The organism is uncultured Arthrobacter sp. (assembly GCF_902805515.1).
Lineage (GTDB): Bacteria > Actinomycetota > Actinomycetes > Actinomycetales > Micrococcaceae > Arthrobacter_D.
The window spans coordinates 94636-121293 of the sequence record NZ_CADCTE010000001.1; the positions used below are offsets into that span (position 1 = coordinate 94636).

Annotated in this window: 28 protein-coding genes; 15 read left to right on the plus strand and 13 right to left on the minus strand. The window is 67.3% G+C overall.

The annotated features are described in order from the left end of the window. Positions 1–14 precede the first annotated feature (14 nt). Together QZX79_RS00465 and QZX79_RS00470 are read right to left on the minus strand one after the other, a co-directional pair. Entirely contained in the window at positions 15–899 is an 885-nt protein-coding gene (locus QZX79_RS00465; protein WP_294563216.1) for a TIGR03620 family F420-dependent LLM class oxidoreductase, read from the minus strand. A 164-nt stretch (positions 900–1063) separates the two neighbouring features. After that, positions 1064–1813, minus strand: coding sequence for an SDR family NAD(P)-dependent oxidoreductase (locus QZX79_RS00470; RefSeq protein WP_294563218.1), 750 nt, complete (start codon positions 1811–1813; stop codon positions 1064–1066). Positions 1814–2144: 331 nt separating this feature from the next. On the opposite strand from QZX79_RS00470, the gene QZX79_RS00475 reads away from it, so the two are divergent. The 4 genes from QZX79_RS00475 (at position 2145) to cofC (ending at position 5672) form a co-directional block, all read left to right on the plus strand. Next, entirely contained in the window at positions 2145–3146 is a 1002-nt protein-coding gene (locus tag QZX79_RS00475; protein ID WP_294563219.1) for a putative F420-0 ABC transporter substrate-binding protein, read from the plus strand. A gap of 92 nt (positions 3147–3238) precedes the next feature. Then, on the plus strand, positions 3239–4258 hold the full coding sequence (locus QZX79_RS00480; RefSeq protein ID WP_294563304.1) for a putative F420-0 ABC transporter permease subunit: 1020 nt from the start codon (positions 3239–3241) through the stop codon (positions 4256–4258). Next, positions 4255–5064, plus strand: coding sequence for an ABC transporter ATP-binding protein (locus QZX79_RS00485; RefSeq protein WP_294563221.1), 810 nt, complete (start codon positions 4255–4257; stop codon positions 5062–5064). The genes QZX79_RS00480 and QZX79_RS00485 overlap by 4 nt, the downstream gene beginning before the upstream one ends. Next, positions 5061–5672, plus strand: a complete 612-nt coding sequence (gene cofC, locus QZX79_RS00490; RefSeq protein WP_294563223.1) for a 2-phospho-L-lactate guanylyltransferase — start codon at positions 5061–5063, stop codon at positions 5670–5672. The genes QZX79_RS00485 and cofC overlap by 4 nt, the downstream gene beginning before the upstream one ends. On the opposite strand, the gene cofD is transcribed toward cofC, so the two are convergent. After that, complete coding sequence (gene cofD / locus QZX79_RS00495) at positions 5669–6652, minus strand: 2-phospho-L-lactate transferase (RefSeq protein WP_294563225.1); 984 nt, start codon at positions 6650–6652, stop codon at positions 5669–5671. The genes cofC and cofD overlap by 4 nt on opposite strands. A gap of 191 nt (positions 6653–6843) precedes the next feature. Between cofD and QZX79_RS00500 the strand changes: the two genes are divergently transcribed. Continuing rightward, positions 6844–7593, plus strand: coding sequence for an SDR family oxidoreductase (locus QZX79_RS00500; protein WP_198814319.1), 750 nt, complete (start codon positions 6844–6846; stop codon positions 7591–7593). A 214-nt stretch (positions 7594–7807) separates the two neighbouring features. Beyond that, positions 7808–8398, plus strand: coding sequence for a TetR/AcrR family transcriptional regulator (locus QZX79_RS00505; protein WP_294563307.1), 591 nt, complete (start codon positions 7808–7810; stop codon positions 8396–8398). A 101-nt stretch (positions 8399–8499) separates the two neighbouring features. Here QZX79_RS00505 and QZX79_RS00510 read toward each other — a convergent pair whose 3' ends face one another. Next, complete coding sequence (locus QZX79_RS00510) at positions 8500–8892, minus strand: nuclear transport factor 2 family protein (RefSeq protein WP_294563229.1); 393 nt, start codon at positions 8890–8892, stop codon at positions 8500–8502. Between the two features lie 315 nt (positions 8893–9207). Then, a complete protein-coding gene (locus tag QZX79_RS00515) occupies positions 9208–10161 on the minus strand; it encodes an SDR family NAD(P)-dependent oxidoreductase (protein WP_294563231.1) in 954 nt (317 codons plus the stop codon). Between the two features lie 152 nt (positions 10162–10313). Between QZX79_RS00515 and QZX79_RS00520 the strand changes: the two genes are divergently transcribed. From QZX79_RS00520 to QZX79_RS00540, 5 genes are all read left to right on the plus strand, one after another. Then, on the plus strand, positions 10314–10889 hold the full coding sequence (locus tag QZX79_RS00520) for a TetR/AcrR family transcriptional regulator (protein ID WP_294563232.1): 576 nt from the start codon (positions 10314–10316) through the stop codon (positions 10887–10889). A gap of 135 nt (positions 10890–11024) precedes the next feature. Further along, a complete protein-coding gene (locus QZX79_RS00525; protein WP_294563235.1) occupies positions 11025–11930 on the plus strand; it encodes an alpha/beta fold hydrolase in 906 nt (301 codons plus the stop codon). A 103-nt stretch (positions 11931–12033) separates the two neighbouring features. Beyond that, positions 12034–12540: a MarR family winged helix-turn-helix transcriptional regulator gene (locus QZX79_RS00530; RefSeq protein ID WP_294563237.1), complete on the plus strand. Its 507-nt coding sequence runs from the start codon at positions 12034–12036 to the stop codon at positions 12538–12540. A 128-nt stretch (positions 12541–12668) separates the two neighbouring features. Then, positions 12669–13157 (plus strand): nuclear transport factor 2 family protein, encoded by a 489-nt coding sequence (locus tag QZX79_RS00535; protein WP_294563239.1) that lies wholly within the window; start codon positions 12669–12671, stop codon positions 13155–13157. 233 nt (positions 13158–13390) lie between these two features. Beyond that, the gene (locus QZX79_RS00540; RefSeq protein ID WP_294563241.1) at positions 13391–14023 is read left to right on the plus strand and encodes a pyridoxamine 5'-phosphate oxidase family protein; all 633 of its coding nucleotides are present in this window, start codon (positions 13391–13393) and stop codon (positions 14021–14023) included. A gap of 54 nt (positions 14024–14077) precedes the next feature. Here the strand turns inward: QZX79_RS00540 and QZX79_RS00545 are convergent, their stop codons facing one another. Then, positions 14078–14536 (minus strand): nuclear transport factor 2 family protein, encoded by a 459-nt coding sequence (locus QZX79_RS00545; protein WP_294563243.1) that lies wholly within the window; start codon positions 14534–14536, stop codon positions 14078–14080. A 254-nt stretch (positions 14537–14790) separates the two neighbouring features. Between QZX79_RS00545 and QZX79_RS00550 the strand changes: the two genes are divergently transcribed. Next, positions 14791–15621, plus strand: coding sequence for an alpha/beta fold hydrolase (locus tag QZX79_RS00550; protein ID WP_294563245.1), 831 nt, complete (start codon positions 14791–14793; stop codon positions 15619–15621). A gap of 96 nt (positions 15622–15717) precedes the next feature. Here the strand turns inward: QZX79_RS00550 and QZX79_RS00555 are convergent, their stop codons facing one another. From QZX79_RS00555 to QZX79_RS00575, 5 genes are all read right to left on the minus strand, one after another. After that, entirely contained in the window at positions 15718–17169 is a 1452-nt protein-coding gene (locus QZX79_RS00555) for a GuaB1 family IMP dehydrogenase-related protein (RefSeq protein WP_294563247.1), read from the minus strand. Between the two features lie 200 nt (positions 17170–17369). Then, the gene (locus QZX79_RS00560; protein WP_294563249.1) at positions 17370–17807 is read right to left on the minus strand and encodes an HIT family protein; all 438 of its coding nucleotides are present in this window, start codon (positions 17805–17807) and stop codon (positions 17370–17372) included. A 116-nt stretch (positions 17808–17923) separates the two neighbouring features. Then, positions 17924–18934, minus strand: coding sequence for a type I glyceraldehyde-3-phosphate dehydrogenase (gene gap, locus QZX79_RS00565; RefSeq protein ID WP_294563250.1), 1011 nt, complete (start codon positions 18932–18934; stop codon positions 17924–17926). A 274-nt stretch (positions 18935–19208) separates the two neighbouring features. Further along, positions 19209–19760: a carboxymuconolactone decarboxylase family protein gene (locus QZX79_RS00570; protein ID WP_294563252.1), complete on the minus strand. Its 552-nt coding sequence runs from the start codon at positions 19758–19760 to the stop codon at positions 19209–19211. A 276-nt stretch (positions 19761–20036) separates the two neighbouring features. Beyond that, complete coding sequence (locus QZX79_RS00575) at positions 20037–20636, minus strand: TetR/AcrR family transcriptional regulator (protein WP_294563254.1); 600 nt, start codon at positions 20634–20636, stop codon at positions 20037–20039. 189 nt (positions 20637–20825) lie between these two features. Between QZX79_RS00575 and QZX79_RS00580 the strand changes: the two genes are divergently transcribed. Next, on the plus strand, positions 20826–22169 hold the full coding sequence (locus tag QZX79_RS00580) for an APC family permease (RefSeq protein WP_294563255.1): 1344 nt from the start codon (positions 20826–20828) through the stop codon (positions 22167–22169). A gap of 85 nt (positions 22170–22254) precedes the next feature. Here QZX79_RS00580 and QZX79_RS00585 read toward each other — a convergent pair whose 3' ends face one another. Both QZX79_RS00585 and QZX79_RS00590 read right to left on the minus strand, forming a co-directional pair. Further along, the gene (locus QZX79_RS00585) at positions 22255–22638 is read right to left on the minus strand and encodes a glyoxalase/bleomycin resistance/extradiol dioxygenase family protein (RefSeq protein WP_294563257.1); all 384 of its coding nucleotides are present in this window, start codon (positions 22636–22638) and stop codon (positions 22255–22257) included. Positions 22639–22705: 67 nt separating this feature from the next. Beyond that, positions 22706–23926 carry an MFS transporter gene (locus QZX79_RS00590; RefSeq protein ID WP_294563259.1) on the minus strand — a complete coding sequence of 407 codons (1221 nt, stop codon included), beginning with the start codon at positions 23924–23926 and terminating at the stop codon, positions 22706–22708. A 341-nt stretch (positions 23927–24267) separates the two neighbouring features. On the opposite strand from QZX79_RS00590, the gene QZX79_RS00595 reads away from it, so the two are divergent. Further along, positions 24268–25527, plus strand: coding sequence for a 6-phospho-beta-glucosidase (locus tag QZX79_RS00595; protein ID WP_294563261.1), 1260 nt, complete (start codon positions 24268–24270; stop codon positions 25525–25527). Further along, on the plus strand, positions 25515–26549 hold the full coding sequence (locus QZX79_RS00600; protein WP_294563263.1) for an N-acetylglucosamine kinase: 1035 nt from the start codon (positions 25515–25517) through the stop codon (positions 26547–26549). The genes QZX79_RS00595 and QZX79_RS00600 overlap by 13 nt, the downstream gene beginning before the upstream one ends. Positions 26550–26658: the final 109 nt, after the last annotated feature.

The window sequence follows — 26658 nt, forward strand, 5'->3', positions numbered from 1 at the left end:
GCAGGGGGCCGGTGCTAGCGGCGTGCCAGGGGGGCCAGTTCGCGCCACTCGGCGAGCGGGAGCCCCGGCTGCCCATTCATCACGTGCAGGGCCACATGGTCGGCACCTGCTGCGTGGTGTTCGGCGATGCGGTCCGCGATCCGATCCACACTGCCCCAGGCGACGGTGGCATCGATCAGCCGGTCGCTTCCGCCCGGGACGAGATCGGCATCGGTGAAGCCGAGGCGGCGCAGGTTGGCCTGGTAGGCCGGGAACCCGATAAACATGCCCACACCGCGGCGGGCGATGGCGCGTGCGCGAGCGGGGTCTTCCTCGAGAACGACGCCGAGGTGCGGCGCGATCAACGCCTCCGCACCCAGGAGGTCCCGGTATCCCGCATTCGATTCGGCGGTGACCAGGAAGGGGTGGATACCCGCGGTGCGCCGGCCGGCGAGGTCGACCATGCGGGGGCCAAGGGCTCCGAGCAGGCGCTGGGAGGGCGGAAGGGCCGGTGCCGCGCCGTCGAGCAGGTCGAGGTACTTGTTCATCTCATTGATCGGAGTGGTGAAGTCCTTGCCGACGGCTGCGGCCGAGTGGGGATTGCTGACTCCGAACCCGCTCATCAGCCGGGGCCCGAACTTGCCAGTGAGGCGGTCGTGCTCGGCCGGGGCGACGTCGGCGTCCGCGCCCCAGATGCTCATGACACCGAAGGCGACGGCAGCCTCACTGCCGGCGTCGAGCATCCGCTCCGCTGCGTTCCACATGCCTGGGCCTCCCGCACCGACAAGCCAGATGGCACCCCAGCCCTGGGAGTGGAGCTCGGCTGCCACCTCGGTTGCCGCTGCTGGCTCGATGCCGCTGAGCTCAATGCTCCACATGCCAACCCGGCCGAGTGCTACGGGGGCGTTCTGATCATTCATGGGGTCTCCATCGTCCGGACCATGGCTGGGCGCGCTGCCTGCCAGGTGTTTCATTCGTATGCGTTTCGTATGTGCAAGGGCGGAGGAGTGTCCTCCGAGGCGCCGCCGGCGCACCCCACGGCCGCGGTTTCCGGAAGGCCGTGGGGTGTGCTGGCTGGCGGGGCTCAGGCGGTCCAGCCGCCGTCGTTGGAGATGGTGGCTCCGGTGAGGTAGTTGGCTGCGTCGCTGGCGATCCAGGCGACGAGGGCCCCGACGTCGGCGGGGGTGCCGAAGCGCTTCAGGGCAGTCATGCCGGCCATGATGTGAGCGGATTCGCCATCGGCGGGGTTGCCGTCGGTGTCGATCGGGCCGGGCTGCAGGAGGTTGGCGGTGATACCGCGGGCCCCGAGGTCGCGGGCCAGGCCCTTGGTGAAGCCGACGAGGGCGGCCTTGCTCATGCCGTAGATCGCACCGCCGACGAAGGGGATGCTGATGGCGTTGATGCTGCCGATGGTGATGATCCGGCCGCCGTCGGGAAGGTGCTTGAGGGCCTCCTGGGTGGTGTAGACGGTGCCGCGGATATTGAGGTCGATGGAGGCCTCGATGTGCTCGTCGGGGGTTTCGGTGAAGGGCTCGAACCAGCCGCCGCCCGCGTTGTTGACGAGGATGTCCAGGGAGCCGAGGGCGTCCACGGCGTCCCGGACGCCCTGGCGGGCGGCGTCGGGGTCGGAGTTGTTGGCGCGCACTGCAACGGCCTGGCCGCCGGCGGCGGTGATTTCGGCGACGAGGGCCTCGGCGGCGTCGGCGGAGGACCAGTAGGTCAGGGCGACGGTGGCGCCCTGGGCGGCCAGGGAGCGGGCGATGCCGGCTCCGATGCCGCGGGAGCCGCCGGTGACGAGGGCGGTCTTGCCGGAAAGGCTTGTGTTCTCAGACATTGGGTTCCTCAGGGGGAGTGGCCGTGGCCATGATTTTGTATCGTACGGTACGTATAACGAGCTGTGAATGAGGATATTCCCAATTCTGGACAGTTTGTTCTAAAAAAATGAGATCCAGTGTGTGGCTGCCGTGGGTGGAGTCACGGCGCGCCCCGGCGGGCCGTGACTCGAGTCATATTATGTTCCATGCGGTACGTATATCCCGTTTTAGGTGCTATTCTCGGAGCACCTCCATCGGCGCGTCTGCCGATCGGGTGGCCTCGATCTGGGCCACGGGTGGGCCAACTCCAGCGCTTCAAGCGAAGCGTTCCCTGCGCCCCCTGGACGGACAATGTTTTCCACCCCCCGATACCTCGCGACTGCCGGTGCCCTGATCCTCCTTGCCGTCGGCTGCGCCGGCCCCTCGCAGACGGCGTCCTCCCTGATGGAGCCCCCGGGCGGCACGGCCGCCGCAGGATATCCGGTGACCATCGACAACTGCGGCACCCCGGTCACCTTCGAGTCGGCGCCCGAGCGCGTCGTCACCATCAAGTCGACCGCCACCGAGATGCTGCTCAGCCTCGGCCTCGGAAGCACAATCGTCGGCAGCGCGTTCGCCGACGGGCCGCTGCCCGACGCGCATGCTGACGTCCGGATTCCGGTGCTGTCCGACCAGCTTCCGGGGACCGAAGCCACGCTGGCCCTGGAACCGGACTTCGTCTACGGGGGTTGGGAGTCGAACTTCTCCGCCGAGGGAGCCGGGGACCGCGCGTCCCTTGAGGCACTCGGCGTTCGGACGTACGTCTCGCCGGCCGCCTGCAAGGCTGAGGGCTACAAGCCCGATCCACTGACCTTCGACTCGATCTTCGACGACATCACGGAGATGGGCCGCATCTTTGGCGTGGAGGCACGGGCCGACCTGGTCGTCTCGCAGGAGGCGGACAAGTTGGCGTCGATCACTGCGGACGGGTCGGGCATGTCCGCCCTGTGGTACAGCTCGGGGGAGAAAACCCCGTACGTGGGAGCAGGCACGGGAGCACCCCAGCTGCTGATGGAGACCGTGGGCCTGCGGAACGTGGCCGCGGACATCGACGACAGCTGGAGCGCCATGTCCTGGGAGGCGGTGGCAGCGGGCGATCCCGACGTGATCGTCCTCGTTGACGCGGCCTGGAACACCGCCCAGCAGAAGATCGACCACCTCACCGCCAACCCGGCCACGGCTCAGCTCCGCGCCGTCCGGGAGTCCCGCTACCTCACCGTTCCCTTCGCGGGCGGCGAAGCGGGCGTGCGAAGCGTCGACACGGCACTGGCCCTTGAGGAACAGCTGCGTCAGCTCGACCCACTCGATCCGTGAGCCTGCAGCACCGCACCCGCCCTTGGGACGGCGCACCGCCCGCCGGCCGGCCGTTCGCCGCAGTGCGCAGGGCAGGGGCACGCCCGGCCGCGCTGTGGCCGCTGGCACTCGGAGGCGTGCTCGCCGTCTCCGTGGTGCTTGCGCTGACCATCGGGCCGGCCGACATCTCACCGCTCCAGGCCGCACGCTCGGCCGCCGGCCGTGTCGCCGGCGCCGGCACCGGCACCTCTCCGGCAGGTCGTGACGCGGCGGGCCTGTCGTCGGTGCAGGAGGCCATCCTCTGGCAGTTGAGGCTGCCGCGGCTGCTGACTGCCGCCTTCGTCGGCGCCGGGCTCGCCCTCAGCGGCGCCGTGATGCAGGCCCTCACGCGGAACCCTCTTGCGGATCCCTACCTCCTGGGACTGAGTTCGGGGGCTTCCCTGGGTGCCGTGTCGGTCCTGCTGCTCGGTGCCGCCGTCGTGCTTCCCCTCGCGGCGTTCGCCGGGGCGATGGCAGCGCTGGTCCTTACCCTGACCCTGGCCGCCGCGGCCGGGTCGATCAGCCCCTCCCGTACCGTCCTCGCCGGCCTCGCCGTCTCCTCGGCCGCCTCGGCCCTGACCTCCTTCGTCATCTTCTTCTCCGCCAAGGGGGATTCCTACCGGGAGGTTCTGAACTGGCTCCTCGGCTCATTGGCCGGCAGCACCTGGACCTCGGTGGCGATCACCGCGGCCGCGTTCCTGCTCGCGGGGGTCCCGATTCTGCTTACGGGAGGACTGCTCGATGGATTCTCCTTCGGGGACAACGCCGCCGGCGCCCTCGGGCTCAACGTCCCGGTGCTGCGCTGGGTGCTTCTCGCCGGAACGGCGGTGCTGACCGGGGCAATGGTCTCGGTCAGTGGCTCCATCGGCTTCGTGGGGCTGATTCTTCCCCACGCCGTCCGGCTGCTGACCGGGGCGCGGCACCGGGTCCTGCTGCCGGCCGTGGCACTGGCCGGGGCGGTCTTCCTGGTCTGGGCCGACACCCTCGCCCGCACGGTGTTCGAGCCGCGGGAGATCCCGGTGGGGATCGTTACCGCTCTGATCGGCGCACCGGTTTTCGCCGTGCTGCTGTGGCGGCGGAAGACACAGACATGAGCACGGCAGGGCAGGCTGCCGCCGGGGAGCTCCGGACGCACGGGCTCGCCTACAGCGCGGGCCGGCGCCTGATCCTCTCCGGGATCGAATGCGCTCTTCCCGGCTCCGCCGTCACGGGCCTGCTCGGGCCCAACGGGGCCGGCAAGTCCTCCCTCCTCCGCCTCATCGCGGCGGTCCTCAAGCCGACGGCCGGGCAGGTCAGCCTCGCCGGAACGGATCTGCGGAGCCTGAAGCGGAAGGCGCGGGCGCAGCACGTTGCCTTCGTTGACCAGCAGGTCGACGCCGACGTCCCCCTGAGCGTTTCCGACGCCGTCCTGGTCGGGCGCCTGCCCTACCGGCCGGCGTACGCCGCGGAAACCAGCCGGGATGAGTTCATTGTGCAGCGCAGTCTGGCCCAGGTGGGCCTTGAAGGATTCGGCGCACGGCGGCTCGACAGTCTCTCGGGCGGGGAGCGCCAGCGGGTGCATATCGCCCGCGCACTGGCCCAGGAGACCGGGGTGTTGCTGCTCGACGAACCGACGAACCATCTCGACCTCAGCGCCCAGGCCGGGGTGCTCGGACTGCTCCGGGGGCTCGCGCGCGGCGGGTCCACTGTCGTCGCGGCGTTGCATGACATCAACCTCACGGCGGCGTACTGCGACCACGTCGTTGTCCTGGCCGGGGGACGGGTGGTCGCCAGCGGAGAAACCGCCGGCACGCTCACGCCCGAGCTGATCCGCTCCGTGTACGGAGTGCCCGCGGTGCGGCTCGACAACCCCCTGACGGGGCGTCCGGTGTTCGCCTTCGGCGGGACGGATCAGCCATGACCTGGAACCTCGTCATCCCGGTGAAAGGGCTCCATCTTGCCAAGTCACGCCTGCGGCGGAAGCTTGGCAGCGTCGAGGACCTCGCCCTGGCCTTTGCCCTCGATACCCTTGCGGCCGCCCAGGAGAGCCGCACCGTACAAAGGGTCATCCTGGTCAGCAACGACGCGCGGATGCGGGCCGCCGCCCCGCCAGGGGTGCTGATCGTCGATGACCCCGGCATGGGCCTGAATCCCGCGGTTGCGGCGGGCCTCCGCCGGGCAGGGCCCGGCCCGGCCGCGGTGGCGACCGCCGACCTGCCGGGCGTTCGAGCCGCCGACTTCGACCGGGTCCTCGTCGCGGCCGGACGGTCACGGCGGGCGATGGTCACGGACCACTCCGGCAGGGGAACCACCCTGCTGGCCGGCCGGGTGCCGGACCTCGACCCAAAGTTCGGGCCGGGCTCCCGTCAGCGGCACGAAGGGAGCGGTCACACCCTGCTGGATGTGCCGCAGTCCTCCCCGCTGCGCTGGGATGTCGACGAGCTGACCGATCTCACCTTCCTGCTCCGGCGTGGTGTCGGGGCACATACGGAACGGGTCGCCGCCGCCCGGGGGCTGCCGGCCGCCTAGGCCGTCCGTGTTCCAGCGGCGAGGTTCAGAGCCTTGGCCACGATGGCCGCCGATGACTCATCGGAGGTCATCCACAACGGGACGGCCCGTGCCGCCATCCCGGCAGCGTGCAGCCGCCCCAGTGCCCCGGCGTCGGTGGAGTCCACGAGCCAGCCGTCGAGGACACCGCCAGCCGGTCGGGATCCATAGTGCAGGCCGACGGCGGCGGCAGAGACCTCCACGCCAATGGTCCGCAGACACAGCTCGGCCATGCCCCGCACCGCGGCGCCGCCGATGATCGGTGACACCCCGATGACCGGCGCCGCGGTGTCACGCAGCGCCTCGCCCATGCCGGGCAGCGTGAGGATGGTTCCGATGGACACCACGGGATTCGACGGGGCGAACAGCACGACGTCGGCCGAGGCGACCGCCTCGAGCGCGGCCGGGGCGGCAGCCGCGGACTCGAGACCCTGCTGAACGAACCGGCGGGTCGGGATATTGCCCCGGTGGCGCACCCACCACTCCTCGAAGTGGATGAACCGGGTCTTCCCGTCCTCGTCGGCCACCTCGACGTTCGTCTCCACCTCGTCATCGGTGGCCGGCAGCAGCCGCACTCCGAGGTTCCAGCGCGCCGCCAGGCGTTGAGTGGCTTCGGTGAGGGAAAGCCCTTCACGCAGCAGGGCGGTGCGGGCGATGTGGGTCCCCAGGTCGAGGTCCCCCAAAGTGAACCAGGGCCAGCCCACCCCGTACGCGGTCAGTTCGGCGCTGACCCGTTCCGACTCGCCCGCCCTGCCCCAGCCGCGCTCGGTGTCGTTCGCCCCGCCGAGGGAATACATCAGGGAGTCGAGGTCGGGACAGACCCGCAGTCCCGTGAGCCAGAGGTCGTCCCCGGTGTTGGCGATGACAGTGATATCCAGGTCCATCGCGGCGGCAAGGGTCCGGGCGCCACGGACGAACCGCGCTCCACCGACCCCGCCCGCGAGGATCGTCACTCTTGTCATTGCCTGCCTCCGGTCGTCTCGGCGCTCGACTCAATAGTAGGGGAGACCATCGCGTCGAACGTCCCCTCCCTGGGCACCATGCGGGCCGGTCAGACTATTTCTGTTCCCCGCGGAATAAAAATCGAACGGCCCTAGTTCTGATCAATGTAGTCAAAAACTTTAGGGCTCGGGCCCGGATCGGAATCAGACACATGTCACAGGAATTTGCAGGCAAAGTAGTGCTCGTCACCGGCGGAAGCCGCGGCATCGGCGGGGCGACCGCGCGGGCCTTCGCGGCGGCCGGGGCGGACGTCGCCATCAGCTACGCCGGAAACACCGAATCAGCCGAGAAGACCGTCGCCGAGCTCCAGGCCCACGGTGTGCGCGCCGCGGCGTTCCAGGCCGACCAGGCCGACCAGGCCCAGGCGGTTGCGCTCATCGAGCGAGTCGTCGGGCACTTCGGCAAGCTCGACATCCTCGTCAACAACGCCGGCATCACGGTGTGGGCCCCGGTGGCCAGCGAGTTCGAGGACTTCGACGCCATCGAACGCCAGCACCGGATCAACTACACCAACATCGTCGCGGCCATCCGCGCCGCCATCCCGCACCTGCCCGAGGGCGGGCGCATCATCAGCATCGGCTCGGGCGTCGGCACGCGCGTCGGCTCGCCGGGACTGGCTGATTACGCCGGAGCCAAGTCCGCACTGGCCGGCTTCAGCCGGGGTGCCTCCCGCGACCTCGCAGCCAGGGGGATCAACATCAACGTCCTGCAGGCCGGCTACACCGACACCGAGATGAACCCGGAAAGCGGCGACATGGCCGAGGTGTTCAACTCCTACACTGCACTGGGCCGGTTCGCACGCCCCGAAGAGATCGCCGCTGGTGTGCTCTTCCTCGCCAGCCCGGGGGCGTCCTACGTCACCGGCACCGTCCTGAACATCGACGGTGGCTACGGAGCGTAGTTCCTCTGCAGGACGGGCCGCCACGCCACCGGCGTGGCGGCCCGTTTTGTTAGGCCCGGATTTTTCGCCGTGCCGGGGTGCCTGCAGGAGGCCTTCGGGCCCTGCCGGCGCCACGGACGGGAAATTTCCCGCGCTGCAATTATGTTCCCCAAAGTATGGATGAGCTGCTCTTCCGAAGAGCATGGTGACGGACGGCAGGAGGGGAGTGGGTGTCATGGCGGTCCGAGGCAGGCCCCGGGAGTTCGACGTAGACCAGGCATTGGAGCGCGCCGTCGACGTGTTCTGGCGCCAGGGATACGAGGGAACCACCCTCGAGGACCTCACGACGGCGATGAGCATCAGCAGGCCAAGCCTGTATGCCGCCTTCGGCAACAAGGAGGACACCTTCAGGCTGGCCGTCGTCCGGTATGCCCAGGTCGAATTGGCCTACGTTGACGAGGCGCTGGCGAAGCCGACCGCCCGGGAGGTCGCAGCCCACTACCTGCGCAAGAACGTTGAGGCAATCACCCTGCCGGGACGGCCGCCGGGGTGCCTTTCGATCCAGGGCGGACTCTCGAGCCATCCCCAGGACCAGCGGATCGTGGACTTCCTGACCTCCAGCCGCAGTGCGGGGGAGCAACGATTCGTCGAGCGCTTCCAGGAGGCCATCGAAGCCGGTGACCTGTCCGCCGGCGAGGACCCGACTGATCTCGCACGGTATCTGGCCTCCGTTACGGCGGGCCTCGCGGTTCAGGCCGCCGGCGGCGCCGGACGGGCCGCACTCATGAAGGTCGCTGAGCGCGCCCTGTCCGCCTTTCCCGGCTAGGCGCCAGGGAAGGCGGCCGATCCATTGGGGAGTGGCATTAGCCGCCGCCCACGGGGCGCCGCCGGGCGGCAGGCCCGCGCCGTCGACCCGGGGATCGAGGACTAGGAACCGGCCGGCTGCTGTGCGACGTATTCACGGAAGCCCGCGACCTTGCCACCCCGGATCGTCAGGATTACGCAGTGGCGTGCGTGGTAGGGGGCGCCGCCGATTTCGCCGCGGCTGATGTCCTCGAAAAACACTGTGTCCCCTGCGACGGTGGTCGCGGTGCGAGTGATCTCTGTCAGGCGGTGCTCGCCGCCGAAAAAGCGCAACTGCTGCTCAAGGAACTGCCGTCCCTCGACGCCGGTGTAGCTTCCGGCTCCGGGCTCGGTAGGCCAGGCGACGGGCAGCTCGTCCTCGACATAGGCGAAGAAGGCGTCCCAGTCACCGTTGGTGAATCCGGCGCAGAGCCGCTCGTAGATGGTCTCGGCGATGGCAGTGATGTCGTTACTCATGGGGAATCCTTTGGGGAAAGGGTGGATGACGGCCCCGGCGACCCGGATCCTGCGCCATTCACCGGCTACGGAGGCCTCTTGAAAGGGGCCTGACCTGGAGCGGCTGGCCGGCTGCTGCAAGTGCAGCACATGGACAGTTCTTGTCTTAATTGTCCATTATCGAGGCATGTAGAGGAAATTGCCGGCACCAGTAGTGATCAACTGCACTCCGCCGACGGCGGTCCATCAGGAGCCGAAGCGCCGCAGAGCCGAGGGAGAACTCCCCGCCGCGGGAGTTCCCCCTGCTGATCCTGGCTGTTCTTTCCTCTCCTACGGTTATGCGATGCCCTCGCGGCGGGCCGCGATCATTTCGACGCCCAGGCCCCAGAGGCGAGCAGCGGCCCCGGTATCCAAGGCGTGGGGGTGGACCCCGTGCTGCGAGTTGGGGTCGGTTGTCTGTTCTGCTTCGTTGTTGTCTTCGAAGTAGAGTCCGCCGATTCCCTCGAGCAGCGGCGAAGCGGCCAGCAGGACCGACGTCGATGCTCCCTGCTCCAGGGTCTTCCAGGGGTAGGCGTCGAAGATGGCCTGGGTCTCGGGGTTGTTCTCCTGGTGGCGCTGCAGGCCCGTGCGGATGCCGCCGGGCATCAGCGAGTTGGCGGTGATGCCATCCTTCGCCCACCGCCGGTTGGCCTCCACGGCCAGGAGCACGTTCGCCGTCTTAGATTGTCCGTAGGCAAGCCATTCGTTGTACTCGCGGTTTTCGAAGTGGATGTCCTTGAAGACCACCGGGGACACCAACTGCGCGCTGGAGCTCACTGACACGATCCGCGCGTTGCCCGCGGCGGCCAGGGCCTCGTGCAGTCCCAGGGTCAGGGCGAAGTGGCCCAGGTAGTTGGTGGCGAACTGCAACTCCCAGCCCTCAGGGGTCAGGCGGCGCTCGGGCAGGGCCATGATCCCGGCATTGTTGACCAGGATGTGCAGCGGGCCTTCCCATGCTGCGGTGAAGGCGTCGATTGAGGCCTGCTCGGTGAGCTCCAATGAGGCCACGTGGACGCGGGGGTTGCCGGTTTTTGCGGTGATCTCCGCGGCGGTGCGCTCGCCCGCTTCAAGGTTCCGCACGGCCAGGGTGACCTCGGCCCCGGCGGCGGCCAGGGCGCGGGCGGTCTCGACGCCGATGCCCGAGGCGGCCCCGGTAACCACGGCGCGCCTGCCGGTCAGATCCACGCCGGCGATCACCTGATCGGTCGTGGATTCGCGGGTGAACGGTGTGGTGAAACGAGTTGAAGCCATGATTCTTTCCTGTCGTCGGAGCCGGATTCGGCTACCATGGAACCGGAGGAATCTCCGGATTCCTTTCATGCTAACCGGAGGATTCTCCGTTTTATTCCGACTGATCCTAGATGCCCTGCGCCGGCCCGACATGACCGAAAGCTGGACCCTCAATGCCCTCCGCCGAAAGCCGGCCGCTGCGCGCCGACGCCCAACGCAACCGCGCCGCGCTGCTCGCGACAGCGGTGCGCCTGTTCTCGGAGGAGGGCCTTGATGCCACCCTCGACGCCATCGCGCGGGAGGCCGGTGTCGGGATCGGCACCCTCTACCGGCACTTTCCAACCCGGGAAGCCCTCATCGTTGCGGCCTACCGCAACGAACTGGCGACCGTCGGCAGCGCCGTACCGGAACTGCTTGCACACCTGGAGCCGCGGGCGGCCCTGCGCGCCTGGATGGACCGCTTCATGGACTACATGACGACGAAGATCGGCATGGCCGACGCCCTCCATGAGGTCATCGCCTCCGGCGGAACCCCCTATGCCGAGAGCCGGGACCTGCTGAATGCGGCGATTCAGGAGCTGCTCGATGCCGCTGTTGCTCGGGAGGGGGCGCGCAGCGACATCCCTGCCGACGACATCCTGATCAGCCTGGCCGGAATTGCGCTGGCCGCCGGAGGGTCCTCTCAGCGGGCCCAGGCAGGCCGGCTGATGGATCTGCTCGTGGACGCCCTCTACAGCCGGAGGAGCTGACACCCGTCGATGCCGGCGCAAACCCGCGGCTGTCACAAAACTCCGGGGGGGCGCCAAATCGTTGACTGCTTCCGGGGATCCTGACAGCGTTTCACTTCCATGTGGTCTCACGATGCCAGGGAAGGATCATTCGAGATGACTACTACCGAGGGCGCTGCCGCCCCCAAAACCTCAAGCACGATCACGCGCACCCATACCACACAGGTCGATGGGCACACGGTGTTCTACCGGGAGGCCGGAGACCCCTCGAAACCCACCATCCTGCTGCTTCACGGCTTTCCCACCTCCTCGCACATGTTCCGCCGGCTGATGAGGGACCTGGCCGGGGATTTCCATCTGGTGGCCCCGGACATGATCGGGTTCGGCTTCTCCGACGCGCCGCAGGTGGACGGTTTTGAGTACTCCTTTAAGCACCTGACCGACATCACCGTGAAGTTCATCGACCAGCTGAAGCTCGATCGATTCGCCGTATACATCATGGATTACGGCGCGCCGATCGGACTGAGCATCGCCAGCACCCAGCCGGAGCGGGTCACTGCCCTGCTGGTGCAGTCCGGCAACGCCTATGTGGAGGGCTTCACGCCGTTCTGGGACATCCTGTTCGCCCATGCCAAGGACCGGCCCGCCAACGAGGCCGGCGTGCGGAAGTATTTCCTGCCCGAGCGGACCAAATGGCAGTACACCTTCGGGGTCCCGGAGGACCGGCTGGACCGCCTCTCGCCGGAGACCTGGACCCTTGACCAGACCCTGATGGAGCGCCCGGGCAACACCGAGATCCAGCTGCAGTTGTTCTGGGACTACCAGTTCAACCTGGACCTTTATCCGGGCTTCCAGGAGTACTTCCGCACCCACCTCCCGCCGACCCTGATCACCTGGGGGAAGAACGACCCGATCTTCGGCGCCGAGGGCGCCAAGGCCTATCTGCGGGACCTGCCCGACGCGGAGCTGCACCTGCTCGACGGAGGCCACTTCGCCCTGGAGACCCACGGGGACGAAATCGCCGACCTCATTCGGGACTTCCTCCACCGGAGAGTGGGGTAGGAATTCGGCCGGTAGGCTGCTGTAGATTCCCCCGATGGTAGACACCGTCATGGATTCGCTTGACATTGTCTTGTTGCTCCTCGATCCCGGGTAAACTTGGTCGATGACTACTCAGCGGCCGTTCACGAGGGAAACGTTGACCGGAGACTTCGCCCGGGGCCAGTTCCCCGAGGTGCGGTTCGCCATGCTCGAGTTCGTGGGCCAGTTCCTCCTCGACTTCGAACGCGCAGCGGAGCGGGCGGGCCTCACCCTGGCTCAGGCGCGGGTCCTCGGCTTCGCCGCCCTCAAGCCTTCCTCCATGCGGGAAATCGCCGAGCAGTTTGGATGCGATCCCTCCAACATCACGGCCAAGGCCGACAAGCTCCTCGAGCTCGGGCTGGTGCGGCGCTTTGCCGATCCACGCGATGCCCGCATCAAGCTGATCGGAGCCACCGACGCGGGCTTCGAGATGTCGAAGAATCTGTGTGAGACCCGGGAGTGGATTGCCGAAGTGCTCGGCTCCCTCACCGATGACGAACTGACGACGGTACGCACCGCGTTCCACCTGCTGACGCGGCCGACAAAGGCGATGCAGCAGTCGACGGCGGAGAGCCAGCCCATCCCGGTGTAGATCGGCCAGAGAGCGCGGTAAGACCTCCCTGTACGTATGCATGACAGTCTCAGCTAAATACATGATAGTCTCATGTAGCCGATCATGCGGGCAGCCCCTCTGCTCGCCGGTCTTTGAGAGGAAACCCAGTGAGCCCCGAACGAGCAGTGCAGGAAGTTATGGCCCGATACACCCGCTCCACCGACCGGCGGGACGGCGTCAGCCAGGGTGCCCTGTTCACCGACGACGCCGTCATTGAAATTTTCGAGAAAACCTTCGACGGCGACTATCAGCGAGTCGGGGACCCCATGATTGGCGGCGCCGCCGTGGCCTACGCCGTTGACAACTTCATGGCCCCGCACGCACCCGGGGGATCAAGCCACCATCTCCCGGTCGACTCGATCATCGAGGTCAATGGTGACGCCGCCCATTTCAACGCACAGTTCGTGGTGTTCAAGGTCCAAGGCAGCGTCCGTCCGGACGGCGGATGGCCCGAGGGAGCGCTGGGTGCCCAGGGGACCGTCACCCCGATCGAGGCCGGATACTACGACACCGAGCTGCGCCGGATCGACAACGAGTGGAAGATCGTCCACCACAAGGTCCTCATGGACCTGCCGATGGCCCTGCCCGGAGCCTAAGCCTCCGGGCAGACCGCACCGCCACGCATCCCTCCCGGTGAAGAAATAGGCGACCCGGCCTCACGGTTAAATCAGTACCGGCTCCCGACGATACAGCGTCAAGTAGCAGGGCTTTGGGGGAAATGACTGCCGTCCGGCGCAGCACAGCTACTCCGGACCACCCGATCAAGGCTCTGGTTCCGCCGGCAGGGCCCCCTGTGCGGGCCGCCAATCATTCCTCCCAAAGGACCGCAATGAGCAAGCATTACGCAAACATCGCCTTCACCCCCGCGGTGCGGCAGGTGCAGGAACACCACGGAACCGCCGGCTATTTCCCTCCTAAGGACACCGCTGCACCCGCCGATTCCCCTGCCGACCCGCTGGGGCTGCGCGAGCAGACCTACCTTGAGGGGCGGGACGGGATGTATCTCGCCAGTGTGGGGGAGACCGGGTGGCCTTACGTGCAGTTCCGCGGCGGACCGCCAGGTTTCCTCAAGGTCCTGGACAAGCACACCATCGGCTGGGCGGATTTCCAGGGCAACCTGCAATACGTGAGCACCGGTAATATCCGGGCGATGGGGAGGGTTTCGATCATTGCCGTCGACTATGCGAGCCAAACCCGCCTCAAGCTCTTTGGCCGCGCGCGGATCGTCACTCCCGAAGACGGTCCGGACGTCCTCAAGGCCTTGACCGTGGAGGGCTACCAGGGGGTGGTCGAACGCGCCGTCATCGTTGAGGTCGAGGCTTTTGACTGGAACTGCCCGCAGCACATCACCCCCCGGTATACGTTGGCCGAACTCGAGGAGGTCATCGACCCGGTCCGCCAGCGAATCGGCCGGCTTGAAGCCGAAAACGCCGCCCTGCGGGCTCGGCTCGCCAGGGTCTGAGGTTCTGCTGCCTGGTCCGCGCCGCCCGAAGTTAGGTGACGCGGGGCTATGCACCTAGGAGGAGCCGGCCAGGGGAAACATGTCCGAGTGTCGGCCGGCCAGATCAGGATCTGCATAAATATGCAGCCTGCTGATGAGGGTGCCGCGGAACTCGAACACATTGCACATCCGGCCCCCGCTGCGGGATTCCCCGGGAAAGGGTGTGCCGTCGGACAGGGTGCCGGTCTCGACCCCCTCAACCACCACACGATTGCCGGACTGGGTGACCACCATTGACCGCTCATCATGGTTGAAGCGTGAAACTGCAGTGGTGAGGGCCTGAACCAGGCGGACAAGCTCCTCCTTGCCGTGGGTGGTCCCGAACTGTGGGTAATACGCCCGGGCATCCTCGGTGAACAGGTCTAGGAGGGACGGGTCCCCCGCGTCGACCTTCCGGAAGTACTCCTTTGCGAGCCTCAGCAGTTCGTCCGGGGACGCCCCATCCGGGCTGTTTCCTTCACTGGTATCGGTCATGCTCGATTGTCCGGCCGTCCCCCTGGCTACGCAACAGCCACCTTCGGCCGGGCCTTCCCGGTGGGCGGGAACAGCTGATTCAGGCCGGGAAAGGCGGATTGGCGCGACGGAACCCGGTCCCGTGTTCCGTCACATTGGGGCCATTTCACGCATACCGTTCGGCCGCTGGCCCCTCTGCGCGACCATTGCACTACCGGGCGCCGGTACTCGATGCGGAGCTCGGATCCCCCACTGCAGAGTCGGAAGGCGTAGCGATGAGCTTTGTAACCACCAAGGACGGCACCGAAATCTTCTACAAGGACTGGGGCAGCGGCAGGCCCGTGGTCATGGCCCACGGCTGGCCCCTGAACTCCGACAGCTGGGAATCCCAGCAGCTCTTCCTGGCCAGCAACGGCTACCGGGCCATCGCCCACGACCGGCGCGGGCATGGAAAATCCACCCAGACGTGGGACGGCAATGAGATGGACACCTACGCCGACGACCTCGCCGCGCTCATGGATGCTCTTGACCTGACCAATGTCACCCTGATGGGTTTCTCGACCGGCGGCGGGGAGATCACCCGGTACATCGGCCGGCACGGCACGTCCCGGCTGGCCCAGGCGGTGCTGATCTCGGCCGTCCCGCCGCTGATGCTGAAGACCGACGACAATCCCGGCGGCGTGCCGATCGACGTCTTCGATGGGCTGCGGGAGAGTTCGCTGGCGGACCGGGCCCAGCTCTACCGGGATCTGGCCTCGGGGCCGTTCTTTGGCAACAACAAGAACCCCGGGGCGGCCAGTGAGGGGGTGCAGATGTCCTTCGTCACCCAAAGCCTGGCCTCGGGGCACCGCAACGCCTTTGAGAGCATCGCGGCGTTCTCCGCGACCGATTTCCGGGAGGACCTGAAAAAATTCGACGTGCCGACCCTGGTCATTCACGGCACCGAGGACCAGATCGTGCCCTTCGACGTCGGAGGCAACGCCTCCCACGCCCTGATCAATGGAGCCCAGTTCAAGGCCTACGAGGGGGCCCCGCACGGCCTGGCGGACACCCACAAGGACCGGCTGAACAACGACCTGCTCGAGTTTCTGAACACGGTCAGCTGACGGGCACAGCCGCGGCCGGGCGTCCGGCCGCGGCTGCGCCCACGCAGACCAGGGCGGTGTCGAAGCGGTCCTTGAACGGCCTCGAGGCAGGTGCGGTTACCAGCTTTGTTGGAGGGGGCGGCCTTCTTCGTAGCCGGCGGCGGATTGGATGCCGACCAGGGCGCGGTCGTGGAATTCGGCCAGGGAGCGGGCTCCGGCGTAGGTCATGGAGCTGCGCACGCCGGCGGTGATCATGTCCAGCAGGTCCTCCACGCCGGGCCGGGCGGGGTCCAGATACATTTTGGAGGTGGAGATGCCCTCTTCGAAGAGTCCCTTCCGGGCCCGGGCGAAGACGTCCTCGGTGCGGGTGCGGTTCTGCACCGCCCGCGCCGAGGCCATGCCGAAGCTTTCCTTGTAGCGGCGCCCGTCGCTGTCGGTGTGCAGGTCCCCCGGGCTCTCAAAGGTCCCGGCGAACCAGGACCCGATCATGACCTGGCTGGCCCCGGCGGCCAGGGCCAGGGCCACATCGCGCGGGTAGCGCACCCCGCCGTCGGCCCAGACGTGGGCGCCGAGCTCGCGCGCGGCCCGGGCGGCCTCGTACACGGCGGAGAACTGGGGCCGGCCCACGGCGGTCATCATCCGGGTGGTGCACATCGCCCCGGGCCCCACGCCGACCTTCACGATGTCCGCCCCGGCCGCCACCAGGTCGCGCACCCCGTCGGCGCTGACCACGTTCCCGGCCACGATGGGCACCTTCGGGTCCAGGGAGCGCACGATCTTGAGGGCATCGAGCATCTTGCGCTGGTGCCCGTGGGCGGTGTCCACCACCAGGGTGTCCACCCCGGCCCCGAGCAGGGCCGCCGCCTTGGCCTCCACGTCCCCGTTGATCCCCACCGCCGCGGCCACCCGCAGGGCACCGGTGGTGTCCACGGCCGGGGTGTAGATGGTCGAGCGCAGCGCCCCGGCCCGGGTGATCACCCCCTGCAGGATCCCGTCCCGGGTCACCGGGGCCAGCGGGGCCCCGGAGGCCTCGAGCTCGGCGAAGACCGCCTGCAGCCCGGCCGCCGGGTCCGCCTCGAACCGGGCCGCCTCGACCGGGGCCGGGCCGGTGCGCATCACGGACTCCAGGGAGGCAAACCGGTCCACCCCCTCGCAGTCGGCGGCCCGCACCACCCCCACATACCGGTCGTCCTCGTCCACGACCACCACCGCGCCGTGGGCGCGCTTATTGATCAGGTGCAGCGCGTCGATGACCGTATTGCCCGGACGCAGCCGCAGCGGGGTCTCAAAGACCGTGTGCCGGGCCTTGACCCAGCCGGTGACCTCGGCGATCACCTCCACCGGCACGTCCTGGGGCAGCACCGCCAGCCCGCCGCGGCGGGCCATGGTCTCCACCATCCGCCGCCCGGTCACCGCCGTCATGTTCGCCACCACCAAAGGAATCGTCGAACCGGTCCCGTCGGCGCTGGAGAGATCCACATCAAAACGCGAGACCACCTCCGAGGCCGAGGGCACCAGGAACACATCGGCATAGGTCAGGTCGGTGGACGGCTCATTAATAAATCGCATGGCTTCCAATCTGGGGGAGGGCCCGCTGTACCGCCGCAGTCCGGCCCGGGTCCAAGTTTTATACGTTTCGGTCAATATAACGACGGGAGGAAAGTTCTATTCCCGGCGATCCGGTGAAGGTGTCCCTTGGGTGCACAGTCAACAGCCGGCCCGGGCGATCACCTCAACCTCACCCATCTCGGGTTTTAGGCGCCGGCGGGTCAGTCGTCACTGCGGGCCGGAACTCCGGCCAGGAGCAGGGCCTGAATGGCGCGAAGCTCCTCGTCCGAGGGCACGCGCTTTGGTTTCTGCTCGAGGTGATAACCGTCCCCGGCCATGCGCGGGAACACATGCAGGTGCGTGTGGAAGACAGTCTGGCCCGCTGCCTGCCCGTTGGACATCAGCAGGTTGAACCCCTCGAAGCGCGGCAGGGTGTGTGAGAGGTTGTGGGCGACGTCGTGGGCAAGATCGGCTACTGCCGTCCGGTCCTCGGCCGGCATGTCGAGGAAGTTTTCCGAATGGTGCTTCGGTATCACCAGCGTATGGCCGTCGCTGATGGGGTGCCTGTCCAGGAACGCAAGCGCCCGCGGATTCTCTCCAACCACCAGGGCGTCGAGCCGGCCCTCGCCGATGGCGCAGAAAACGCATTCCTCGCTCATAGCTCCCGAGGGTAGACCTTCTGGTGCCGCCCGGCCACCACCTGGAGCATGCCTGCTCCTGGCGAAGGCCATGGGGGCGCCGGCCGCTGGGCCGCGCCCCCATGGCTCCTCCCCGATCAGGCCAGGGAATCGGCCACCAGGTTGGTCAGATCCACCATCCGGTTGGAGAAGCCCCACTCGTTGTCGTACCAGGCAACAACCTTCACCTGGTTGCCGATAACTTTGGTGAGCCCGGCGTCGAAGATCGACGAGGAGGGATTTCCCACGATGTCCGAGGAGACGATCGGCTCGTCGGTGTAGGTCAGGTAGCCCTTGACGGGGCCCGACTCGGCAGCAGCCTTGTAGGCCGCGTTGACCTCCTCGGCCGTGACTTCGCGGCTGATCGTCGCGGTGAGGTCTGTGGCGGAGCCAACCGGCACGGGGACGCGCATCGCGTAGCCGTCGATCTTGCCCTTGAGTTCGGGCATGACGACGCCGATGGCCTTCGCCGCGCCGGTGGAGGTCGGGACGATGTTGATGGCCGCGGCGCGTGCCCGGCGAAGATCCCGGTGCGGTCCGTCCTGCAGGTTCTGGTCCGCGGTGTAGGCGTGGATCGTGGTCATCAGCGCTTTTTCAATCCCGAACGCCTCGTGCAGGACGCGGGCCAGCGTGCCCACCGAGTTCGTTGTGCAGGAAGCGTTGGAAAGAATGTGGTGCCTGGCCGGATCGTAGTCGCCTTCGTTGACTCCCAGCAGCAGGGTCACGTCCTCATCGGTTGCGGGAGCGGAGATGATGACCTTCTTCGCGCCTGCGGTCAGGTGCTTCCCGGCGTCCGCGCCCTTGGTGAAGAAGCCGGTCGATTCGATCACAATGTCGACCTCCAGCTCGGCCCAGGGCAGTGCCGCCGGATCTTTCTCCGCAAAGGTGCGCACGGTGTGCCCGCCGACGATGAGATTGCCGCCGCTCACCTCCACCGGGACCGGTAGTTTGCCGACGACGGAGTCGTAGCGCAGGAGGTGGGCCAGCGTCTCGGCATCGGTGAGGTCATTGACGGCCACGATCTCGAAGGGGGCGTCCTGTTCGAGGGCGGCCCTGAAATAGCTGCGTCCGATGCGTCCGAATCCATTGATTGCTACACGGGTGGTCATTGTGGTTCTCCTTAGGAGATGGGGGATATTGATCGGCGCCCCACCCCATCGGCGAAGCGTCAGTGAAGGTGCGCTAGCGAGCGGCCGCTGCCCAACGGAAACCGTGGACGTTATCGGTGCCTTGTCCCCTCAGGAAAGGATCGCATGTCCGCGGTCCCTGGCGAAGGGGCCGGTGGCCCGCGCGAACCCGGCGTCGGCAGGGATCCCTGCGCACGGGTGAAACCGGAAACGCCACTGGCTCAACCCCGGGGGGAGGAGCCAGCGGCGCAGGTACCTAGGAGACGGTGACGGCGGAGGCGTTGACGACCGGGAAGTCGATGTCGACGTCGGCGGCCCTGTTGAAGAAGTTGGTGAAAACGTTGAGTGCGATGTTGGCCACGATCTCGCCCATCTCCTCATCGGAAACTCCAGCAGTCCGGAGGTCGGCAATTTCCTGCTCGGACACGGATCCGCGGCTCTCGAGAACTGCGGCGGCGAACTTGAGGATGGCGTCGGACTTGGCATCCGCCGCAGTGCCGCGGCGTGCGTCCAGGACATCCTGCTCGGTGAGTCCTACCCGGGGTGCGGTGAAGGTGTGGGCCGAGAGGCAGTAGTCGCACCCGTTGGTCTGTGCGAGGTTGAGGGCCAGTCGCTCCTGGGTCTTGCGGCCAAGGACGCCGCCGGCCAGGGCGCCGGACAGTGCAAGGTACCCCTTCAGGGTCGCCGGGCTGTTCGCCATGGCCTTGGTCATGTTCGGGACGGCGCCCATCCCTTTCTTCACCTGGGTCAGGAGCTCCTGTGCGGTGCCTGAGGCTTCGTCCAGTTCAATGAGCGGCATGCGGGTCATGGTTCCTCCAGATTTGTAACGCTAGAACTTATTTCTAGGCGTGAGAACGATATTACTCTTAATTCTCACGGAACCAAATCTGCCTAAGCGTTAGAACTAAGATCTGGTCCGTCCTGCCCCTGCACCTGGTGTGAAGTGTCCAGCAGGAGCAGACTGGGGCAACGTGGCATGCTGAAGGACCGCCCGGTCACCTTGAACCTGCGGTTGAGCCGGCGGATGACGCCGTGGGAGTTCTTCCCCAGACCGGGCCAGGCTGATGACGCGGCGGGCGGGCCGTTAGGCCGGCACATCCCCCAGGACGGGGAGAAACTTGATCGAGGTCAACGCGATGGCCGTGAGTTCGGTCCGGCTGACGCCCGCGCTGCCCAGGACCTCCATGCCGCGGGTCAGGGCCACGAAGAAGGATGCCAGCGCCGACGCATCGGCGGCCGGGTCGAGCTCTCCGCAGTCCTGTGCGTCGATAACGCACTGGCGGTAGATCCGCTCGAGGTCGTGGAAGCCCTGGAGGGCGGCCTGGGCGACGTCTGGGTCCCGATCCCCCAATTCCACCGTGGCTTTGGTGAAGAGAATGCCCTTGTCGCCGTCGCTGAGGGTGATCGCCAGTTTGATCAGGTGGCCTCGGATCCGCTCCAGCGGCGTGGCGGACTCGTCGCCGAGTTCCGCATCGAGGGCCGCGACGGCGTCGGCGGTGTCGGAGTTCAGTGCCCGCAGGAACAGTTCCCGCTTGCCGCCGAACGCGTTGTACAGGCTCTGTTTCCCCAGGCCGGTTGCCCCGACCAGGTCCTCGAGGGTCGTGCCTCCGTAGCCATGGTCGGAGAAGGCCTTGCCCGCGGAGTGGACGACATCGGTTTCGAGGAATTTGCGCGGTCTGCCCATGGAGTGAGCCTACCGTTTGTTGACCAGCCGGCCCAGTATGAGGGCCGCAGATCCCGGGGCGGCGGACGCGGGATCGGGATCTGCGCGGCCGGATCACCCGCCGACGGGTGGGCCGTTCCGGCGGTCCTAATACAAGGCGGTCCCATACTGTCTCTTGCGTCATCGCTGGAGAAGGACTCAAATGGTGCGATGAGTGAAAAAATCGGCACGGGCACACCGAGTGAGCACGTCGGACTGAAGCGGGCAGTCGGTGCGCCGTTGCTGTTCGCGTTCATCGTCGGGGATACCCTCGGGGCGGGCATCTACACCCTCGTGGGATCCATGTCCGCCGACGTCGGTGGCGTGATCTGGCTGCCGCTGCTCATCGCGCTGGTCGTGGCGCTCCTCACCGCGGGGACCTACGCGGAACTCATCACCAAGTACCCGCACGCCGGCGGGGCCGCGCGGTACGCCGAGCGCGCCTTCAAGGTCCCCTATGTGTCGTTCCTCGTCGGGTTCCTGATGATGGCCTCGGGCATCACCACGGCTGCGGCCCTGGCGAACGCCTTCGCCGGTGACTATCTTGCCGCGCTCATCGATGTGCCGGCCGGCCCGGCGGCCGTCGTCTTCATCATCCTGCTGACGCTGATCAACCTCCGCGGCGTCCGGGAATCCCTCGGCGCCAACCTCGTTGCCTCAATCATCGAGGTGACCGGCCTCGTGCTCGTCATTGTGGTTGCCGCGATCGTGCTCGGCAGCGGCAACGGGGAACCGGGCCGGCTGGTCGAATTCGCTCCGGGCGTGTCCCCGCTGGGCGGTGCCTTCGCGGCATCCGTCATCGCGTTCTTCTCCTTCCTGGGCTTCGAGGCGGCCGCCAACATGGCCGAGGAGGTGCGCAACCCCTCCAAGGCCTACCCGCGGGCCCTTTTCGGGGCCATCGGCACCGCGGCCGTCGTCTACCTTCTGATCGCACTGGGCGCGGTGATCGTCCTGCCTCCGGCCGAACTGGCCGAATCCACCGGCCCGCTGCTCGACGTGGTGCGGGCCAGCGGCGTGGGGATCCCACTCTGGCTGTTCAGCCTGATCGCCCTGGTCGCCATCGCCAACGGCACTCTGCTGTTCATGGTCATGGCCAGCCGTGTCGGCTACGGCCTCTCGGAAGCGAAACTTCTTCCCGATGCGTTCTGCCGGGTCCTGCCGAAGCGGCGCACTCCGTTTGTCTCGATCATCGTCGTCGCCATTTTGACGATCATTCTGACTCTCGTCGGAAACGTTAACTCACTGGCCGAGACCACCGTGCTGCTGCTGCTCCTGGTGTTCCTCTCCGCCAATGTCAGCGTGCTCGTGCTCAAGAAGGACAAGGTGGAGCACGAGCACTTCTCGGTTCCCCGGATTGTGCCGATCCTCGCGACCATCGCCAGCATTGTGCTGCTGGCCCAGCAGTCCGGGGTGATCTGGCTCGGTGCCATCGCCTACATTGTGGTCGGCTCGCTGCTGTACCTCGCCGCCCGCGCGGGCCGCAAGCGCGAGGATCGGGTCCCGACCTCGGTCTAGCGCCGTCCACCCCCGCACGGGTCCGCCGCAGTGCCGGACAACCGGAGTCCGGTAGGTCCCACCACGCCGCTCGACGGTCGCACCGTTACCTATGCTGGGAGCTGCGCTTTTCGGCACCCATGCTGATCAGGAATCCGTCGGGGTCTTTGATGCTGGCAACCCGCTCGCCCCACGGCATATCGGCGGGCCCCCTCACCGCCTGACCGCCGGCTCGAAGGGCCTGCTCGTAGGCCGAATCGGCGTCATCGACATAGAACCAGAGTGCTATCCGATCGGCGGCGGCGGTCGGTACCTCGTCTGCTGCGATCGCGACGGTGGCTCCCCCGACGCGAAGGGAGACGAAGACGTCGTTTCCATCCGGCCCGGGGTACCCGTACGTACGCTCGGCGTCGAACGCCGACTCGTAAAAGCTCACGAGTCGCTCAAGGTTCGAGGTTGAAAGGATGGGGAACCCGCCGTGCACCGCCATGCAGAAAGTCTAGGACGCTCCGATGGGCGGTGGCGATGCCGCCGGAGGCAGGAAATGCAGCGAGAGCTCATCCATTTCCAGGCCGTTCGGGGCCGCTGATCACCCGGTCGCGCCCGGCAAGCACCCCGGTTCCGGCGAGCACCGCCATGACGACCGCGGCGGCCAGGAGCGGAAGCGTCCAGTCTCCGCTCACATCGCGGAGGCCACCGAAAATCACCGGGCCCGCCGCTCCCAGACCGTATCCGACGGATTGCGCCATGCCGGACAGTGACGCTGCCTGCGGGTAGTTCACGGTGCGGAGGCTGAAGAGGGACAGGGCGATGACGATCAGGCTCCCACATCCGATGGCTCCCAAAAGGACCCACAGCAGGATGAGCTCCGGCGCCAGAGCGAGCCCGAGGAAGGTCACGAACATGAGCGCGCTGGTGGTGAAGGCTACGAGCCGTTGATCCGGTCCCCGGTGCAGGATCCTTCCGGTGGCGAGGCTGGCGAACACGCTGACCAGCAGGAAAATGGAAAGGTGAATGCCCGCGGTGGTGGCGGAGATGCCCCGGCTTTGTTCGATGGTCGGCAGCCACGCCATCAGGATGTAGAAGGCGATCGATTGCAAACCCATGAAGATCGTCACCTGCCAGCCCAGGGCCGACGCCCAGGGCGAGCGGAAGGGGGCCTGCGGCGTGGTGGCGTGCGCGGTGCCTGCCCCGTGCCGGCGCAGCCAGGGCAGCAGCACCGCCAGGGCGATGAGGGCCAGCCCCACCCAGATGCCGAGGGCAAGCCGCCAACCGGCCGGGGATGTCTGCGCCACGGGAACGACGACGGCGGCCCCGACTGCGGCGAAGGCGGCTTGGGTGGCGGTGTAGCTCCCGGTGACCTGGCTGACCCTCTGTGGGAAGTCCCGCTTCACGAGCGAGGGCACGAGGACATTGAGGAACGCGATGGCCAGGCCGATCAGGGCGGTGCCCGCCCAGATGAAGCCGGGCACTGGGAGGGAGCGGAGTACGATGCCCGAGGCGAGGATCAGCAGGGACATCCACAACGCCCGGTCCAGGCCCAGCCGGGAGGCGAAGCCGGGTGCCACGGGTGAGAAGACGGCGAAAGCGATCAGGGGAAGGCCCGTCAGGAATCCCGCTGCGGCACTCGAGAGCTCGAGGTCCGCACTGATGTTCGCGAGCACCGGTCCCACGCTGACGAAGGACACCCGGAGGTTGACTGCGATGAGCAGAACGCCGATGAAGGCGAAGCCGAATCTGGCAGTGCGGTCTGGTGCGTTCCGGGCGGCAGCGGGCATCGGGGGATCTTCCATCCTTTGGGAGACGACGAGCGCTCGAGCGCCATGCAATCGCGTCTTGCGGGTCCGGATTGGTTCAGACCGGGCTTTCAAACTGCCGACAACTTACCGCATATCGAGGTGCAAAGCGCCGAATCCTGCGCTCGCCAAAGGACGGTTGCCCTCCTCCTCGGACGTGTTCAGGGGTGGGTACTCCGTGGGCGGTGTCTGGCCGCGCCTGGCTTGAGCGTCGGCTAGACTCCTGAACCGGGCTGCCTCCGCTGGATGCTCAATTCGAAGTGATGCGATGGTGCGATCATTCCGGCCCTTTGGCGAACTGGTTCAGTGAGGAGCGGTTGAAGATGAGGATGACGGTTGTCGGCGGAGGCTCCACCTATACGCCCGAACTGATCGACGGGATATCGCGGCTTCGGGACTCGCTGTCGATCGATGAAGTGGTGCTGACCGACCCCGCCGCCGAGCGGCTGGGACTGGTGGCCGGGTTGGCCCGGCGGATTCTCGCTCGAGGGGGCCACCCTGCCAGGGTGATCGCGACAACCGACCTCGATGCGGCGGTGACAGATTCCGACGTGGTCCTGATCCAGCTGCGCGTCGGAGGGCAGGCGGCCCGGATCGGTGACGAGACCTGGCCGCTCGACTGCGGCTGCCTCGGACAGGAAACAACGGGAGCAGGCGGCCTCGCGAAGGCACTGCGCACGGTTCCTGTTGTGCTCGACGTCGCGGACAGGGTGCGCCGGCTTGCCGCACCGGGTGCCTGGATCGTCGACTTCACCAACCCTGTGGGCATCGTGACGCGCGCCCTGCTCGACGCGGGCCACCGCGCCGTCGGCCTCTGCAATGTGGCCATCGGCCTGCAGCGATATTTTGCCCGGCTGCTCGAGGTGTCCCCCGAGCGCCTCGAGCTGGACCACATCGGCCTGAACCACCTGACCTGGGAGCGGGCGGTGCGCCTCGACGGCGTGGACCAGCTGCCGCTGCTCCTCGACCGCCATGCGGCCGACATGGCAGGGCATCTGCACCTCCCCGAGAACGTTCTGACCCGCCTGGGGGTCATCCCGTCCTACTACCTCCGCTACTTCTACCAGCATGATGCCGTGGTGGAGGAGCAGCGCCGGGAGCCCTCCCGCGGCCAGCGGGTGGCGGACATTGAGGAACAGCTCCTGGCGATGTATGCGGACGAGAGCCTCGATGAGAAGCCCGCCCTGCTGTCCGAACGCGGTGGTGCGTTCTACTCCGAGGCGGCCATCAATCTGGTCGCCTCTCTGATGAGCGACCACGGAGACGTCCAGGTGGTCAACGTCCGCAATGAGGGAACCTTCCCGTTCCTCCCGGCGGAGGCCGTCATCGAGGTGCCCGGAAGGATCACGTCGGAGGCAGTCGTCCCGGTGAAGGTGGAACCGGTGGATCCCCTGTATTCCGGACTGATTTCCCACGTGTCGGCCTACGAGGAACTGGCGCTGGACGCCGCCCTGCGGGGCGGGCGGGACCGCGTCTTCCGCGCCCTGCTCGCCCACCCCCTCGTGGGCCAGATCGACCTCGCCGACCAGCTGACCGACCGGTTGCTCAGTGCGAACCGGCAGCACCTGGCATGGGCACGATGAACGCGGCAGTACTGGCCATCGACGGCGGCAACAGCAAGACGGATGTCGCGCTGATCGCTTCCTCCGGGGAGGTTCTTTCGCACGTACGGGGGCCTGGATCCTCACCCCACTTTCTGGGCCTCGAAGGCTGCGTCGATCTCCTCGACGGGCTCGTCGCACGTGCCGCTGCCCAGGCCGGGTTCGATGGTGCCGTGGGGGTTGCAGAGTCCGCCGGTGCCTATCTCGCCGGAGCGGACCTGCCGGGCGAAACGGCCGAACTGACGAAGGCGCTGGCGGCCAGGGGCTGGGCAGGTGAGACCGTCGTGGATAACGACACGTTCGCGCTCCTGCGGGCCGGAACCGATGACCGTGACGCGGTGGCCGTGGTCTGTGGTGCGGGAATCAACTGCGTCGGTGTGACGAGCGACGGGCGGCAGGCCCGCTTCCCCTCCCTCGGACGGATTTCCGGCGACTGGGGCGGCGGGATGCAGCTGGGCGACGAAGCCCTCTGGTGGGCAGCCCGGGCCATCGACGGCAGGGGCGAGCCCACCTCACTGGTTCACCTCATCAGCGAGCGGTTTCGGGCCGGCTCGCTCGCGGAGGTGATCGAGGCCCTTCACTACCGCCGGCTGGACCCCGCCGAGCTGAGGACGTTGGCTCCGGTGGTGTTGCGGGCCGCCTCTGATGGGGACGCCGTCGCCGTCCGTATTGTCGAGCGGCAGGCGGAGGAAGTGGTTGTCCTCGCCCTTGCCGCGCTGCGGCGGCTGGAGCTGCTGGAAAAGCCCACCACCGTGGTCCTCGGAGGAGGGGTGCTCACCAGCGGAAACGATCTCCTCCACAACGGGATCCGCCGCGGCCTTCGGGCCGATGCGCCGCTGGCCGTCGCGCACAGCACCGGATCGGCACCGATTGTGGGCGCCGCCCTGCTGGGTTTGGACCGCCTCGGAGCGGACCGGGAAAGCGAGAGCCGTCTGCGGGCATCCTTCGCGCGGATTCTGTCCGGAACGGACCCACGTGGACCTGTCGGATCGGCAGCCCACTGACGCGTCTGGAGAGGGGCACATGAGAACTTCCGGCGGCCGGAATCGGCCTCACGGCACAGGGGGTGCGCGCCCGGACCTTCCTGCAGGACCAGTTGCACGCGAGCCGGGC

Excerpts from the sequence above, each read along its gene's own strand:
- QZX79_RS00465 (WP_294563216.1), bottom strand. The coding sequence starts at position 899 with ATGAATGATCAGAACGCCCCCGTAGCACTCGGCCGGGTTGGCATGTGG.
- QZX79_RS00470 (WP_294563218.1), bottom strand. The coding sequence starts at position 1,813 with ATGTCTGAGAACACAAGCCTTTCCGGCAAGACCGCCCTCGTCACCGGC.
- QZX79_RS00475 (WP_294563219.1), top strand. The coding sequence starts at position 2,145 with ATGTTTTCCACCCCCCGATACCTCGCGACTGCCGGTGCCCTGATCCTC.
- QZX79_RS00485 (WP_294563221.1), top strand. The coding sequence starts at position 4,255 with ATGAGCACGGCAGGGCAGGCTGCCGCCGGGGAGCTCCGGACGCACGGG.
- cofC (WP_294563223.1), top strand. The coding sequence starts at position 5,061 with ATGACCTGGAACCTCGTCATCCCGGTGAAAGGGCTCCATCTTGCCAAG.
- cofD (WP_294563225.1), bottom strand. The coding sequence starts at position 6,652 with ATGACAAGAGTGACGATCCTCGCGGGCGGGGTCGGTGGAGCGCGGTTC.
- QZX79_RS00500 (WP_198814319.1), top strand. The coding sequence starts at position 6,844 with ATGTCACAGGAATTTGCAGGCAAAGTAGTGCTCGTCACCGGCGGAAGC.
- QZX79_RS00505 (WP_294563307.1), top strand. The coding sequence starts at position 7,808 with ATGGCGGTCCGAGGCAGGCCCCGGGAGTTCGACGTAGACCAGGCATTG.
- QZX79_RS00510 (WP_294563229.1), bottom strand. The coding sequence starts at position 8,892 with ATGAGTAACGACATCACTGCCATCGCCGAGACCATCTACGAGCGGCTC.
- QZX79_RS00515 (WP_294563231.1), bottom strand. The coding sequence starts at position 10,161 with ATGGCTTCAACTCGTTTCACCACACCGTTCACCCGCGAATCCACGACC.
- QZX79_RS00520 (WP_294563232.1), top strand. The coding sequence starts at position 10,314 with ATGCCCTCCGCCGAAAGCCGGCCGCTGCGCGCCGACGCCCAACGCAAC.
- QZX79_RS00525 (WP_294563235.1), top strand. The coding sequence starts at position 11,025 with ATGACTACTACCGAGGGCGCTGCCGCCCCCAAAACCTCAAGCACGATC.
- QZX79_RS00530 (WP_294563237.1), top strand. The coding sequence starts at position 12,034 with ATGACTACTCAGCGGCCGTTCACGAGGGAAACGTTGACCGGAGACTTC.
- QZX79_RS00540 (WP_294563241.1), top strand. The coding sequence starts at position 13,391 with ATGAGCAAGCATTACGCAAACATCGCCTTCACCCCCGCGGTGCGGCAG.
- QZX79_RS00545 (WP_294563243.1), bottom strand. The coding sequence starts at position 14,536 with ATGACCGATACCAGTGAAGGAAACAGCCCGGATGGGGCGTCCCCGGAC.
- QZX79_RS00550 (WP_294563245.1), top strand. The coding sequence starts at position 14,791 with ATGAGCTTTGTAACCACCAAGGACGGCACCGAAATCTTCTACAAGGAC.
- QZX79_RS00555 (WP_294563247.1), bottom strand. The coding sequence starts at position 17,169 with ATGCGATTTATTAATGAGCCGTCCACCGACCTGACCTATGCCGATGTG.
- QZX79_RS00560 (WP_294563249.1), bottom strand. The coding sequence starts at position 17,807 with ATGAGCGAGGAATGCGTTTTCTGCGCCATCGGCGAGGGCCGGCTCGAC.
- gap (WP_294563250.1), bottom strand. The coding sequence starts at position 18,934 with ATGACCACCCGTGTAGCAATCAATGGATTCGGACGCATCGGACGCAGC.
- QZX79_RS00570 (WP_294563252.1), bottom strand. The coding sequence starts at position 19,760 with ATGACCCGCATGCCGCTCATTGAACTGGACGAAGCCTCAGGCACCGCA.
- QZX79_RS00575 (WP_294563254.1), bottom strand. The coding sequence starts at position 20,636 with ATGGGCAGACCGCGCAAATTCCTCGAAACCGATGTCGTCCACTCCGCG.
- QZX79_RS00580 (WP_294563255.1), top strand. The coding sequence starts at position 20,826 with ATGAGTGAAAAAATCGGCACGGGCACACCGAGTGAGCACGTCGGACTG.
- QZX79_RS00585 (WP_294563257.1), bottom strand. The coding sequence starts at position 22,638 with ATGGCGGTGCACGGCGGGTTCCCCATCCTTTCAACCTCGAACCTTGAG.
- QZX79_RS00590 (WP_294563259.1), bottom strand. The coding sequence starts at position 23,926 with ATGCCCGCTGCCGCCCGGAACGCACCAGACCGCACTGCCAGATTCGGC.
- QZX79_RS00595 (WP_294563261.1), top strand. The coding sequence starts at position 24,268 with ATGAGGATGACGGTTGTCGGCGGAGGCTCCACCTATACGCCCGAACTG.
- QZX79_RS00600 (WP_294563263.1), top strand. The coding sequence starts at position 25,515 with ATGGGCACGATGAACGCGGCAGTACTGGCCATCGACGGCGGCAACAGC.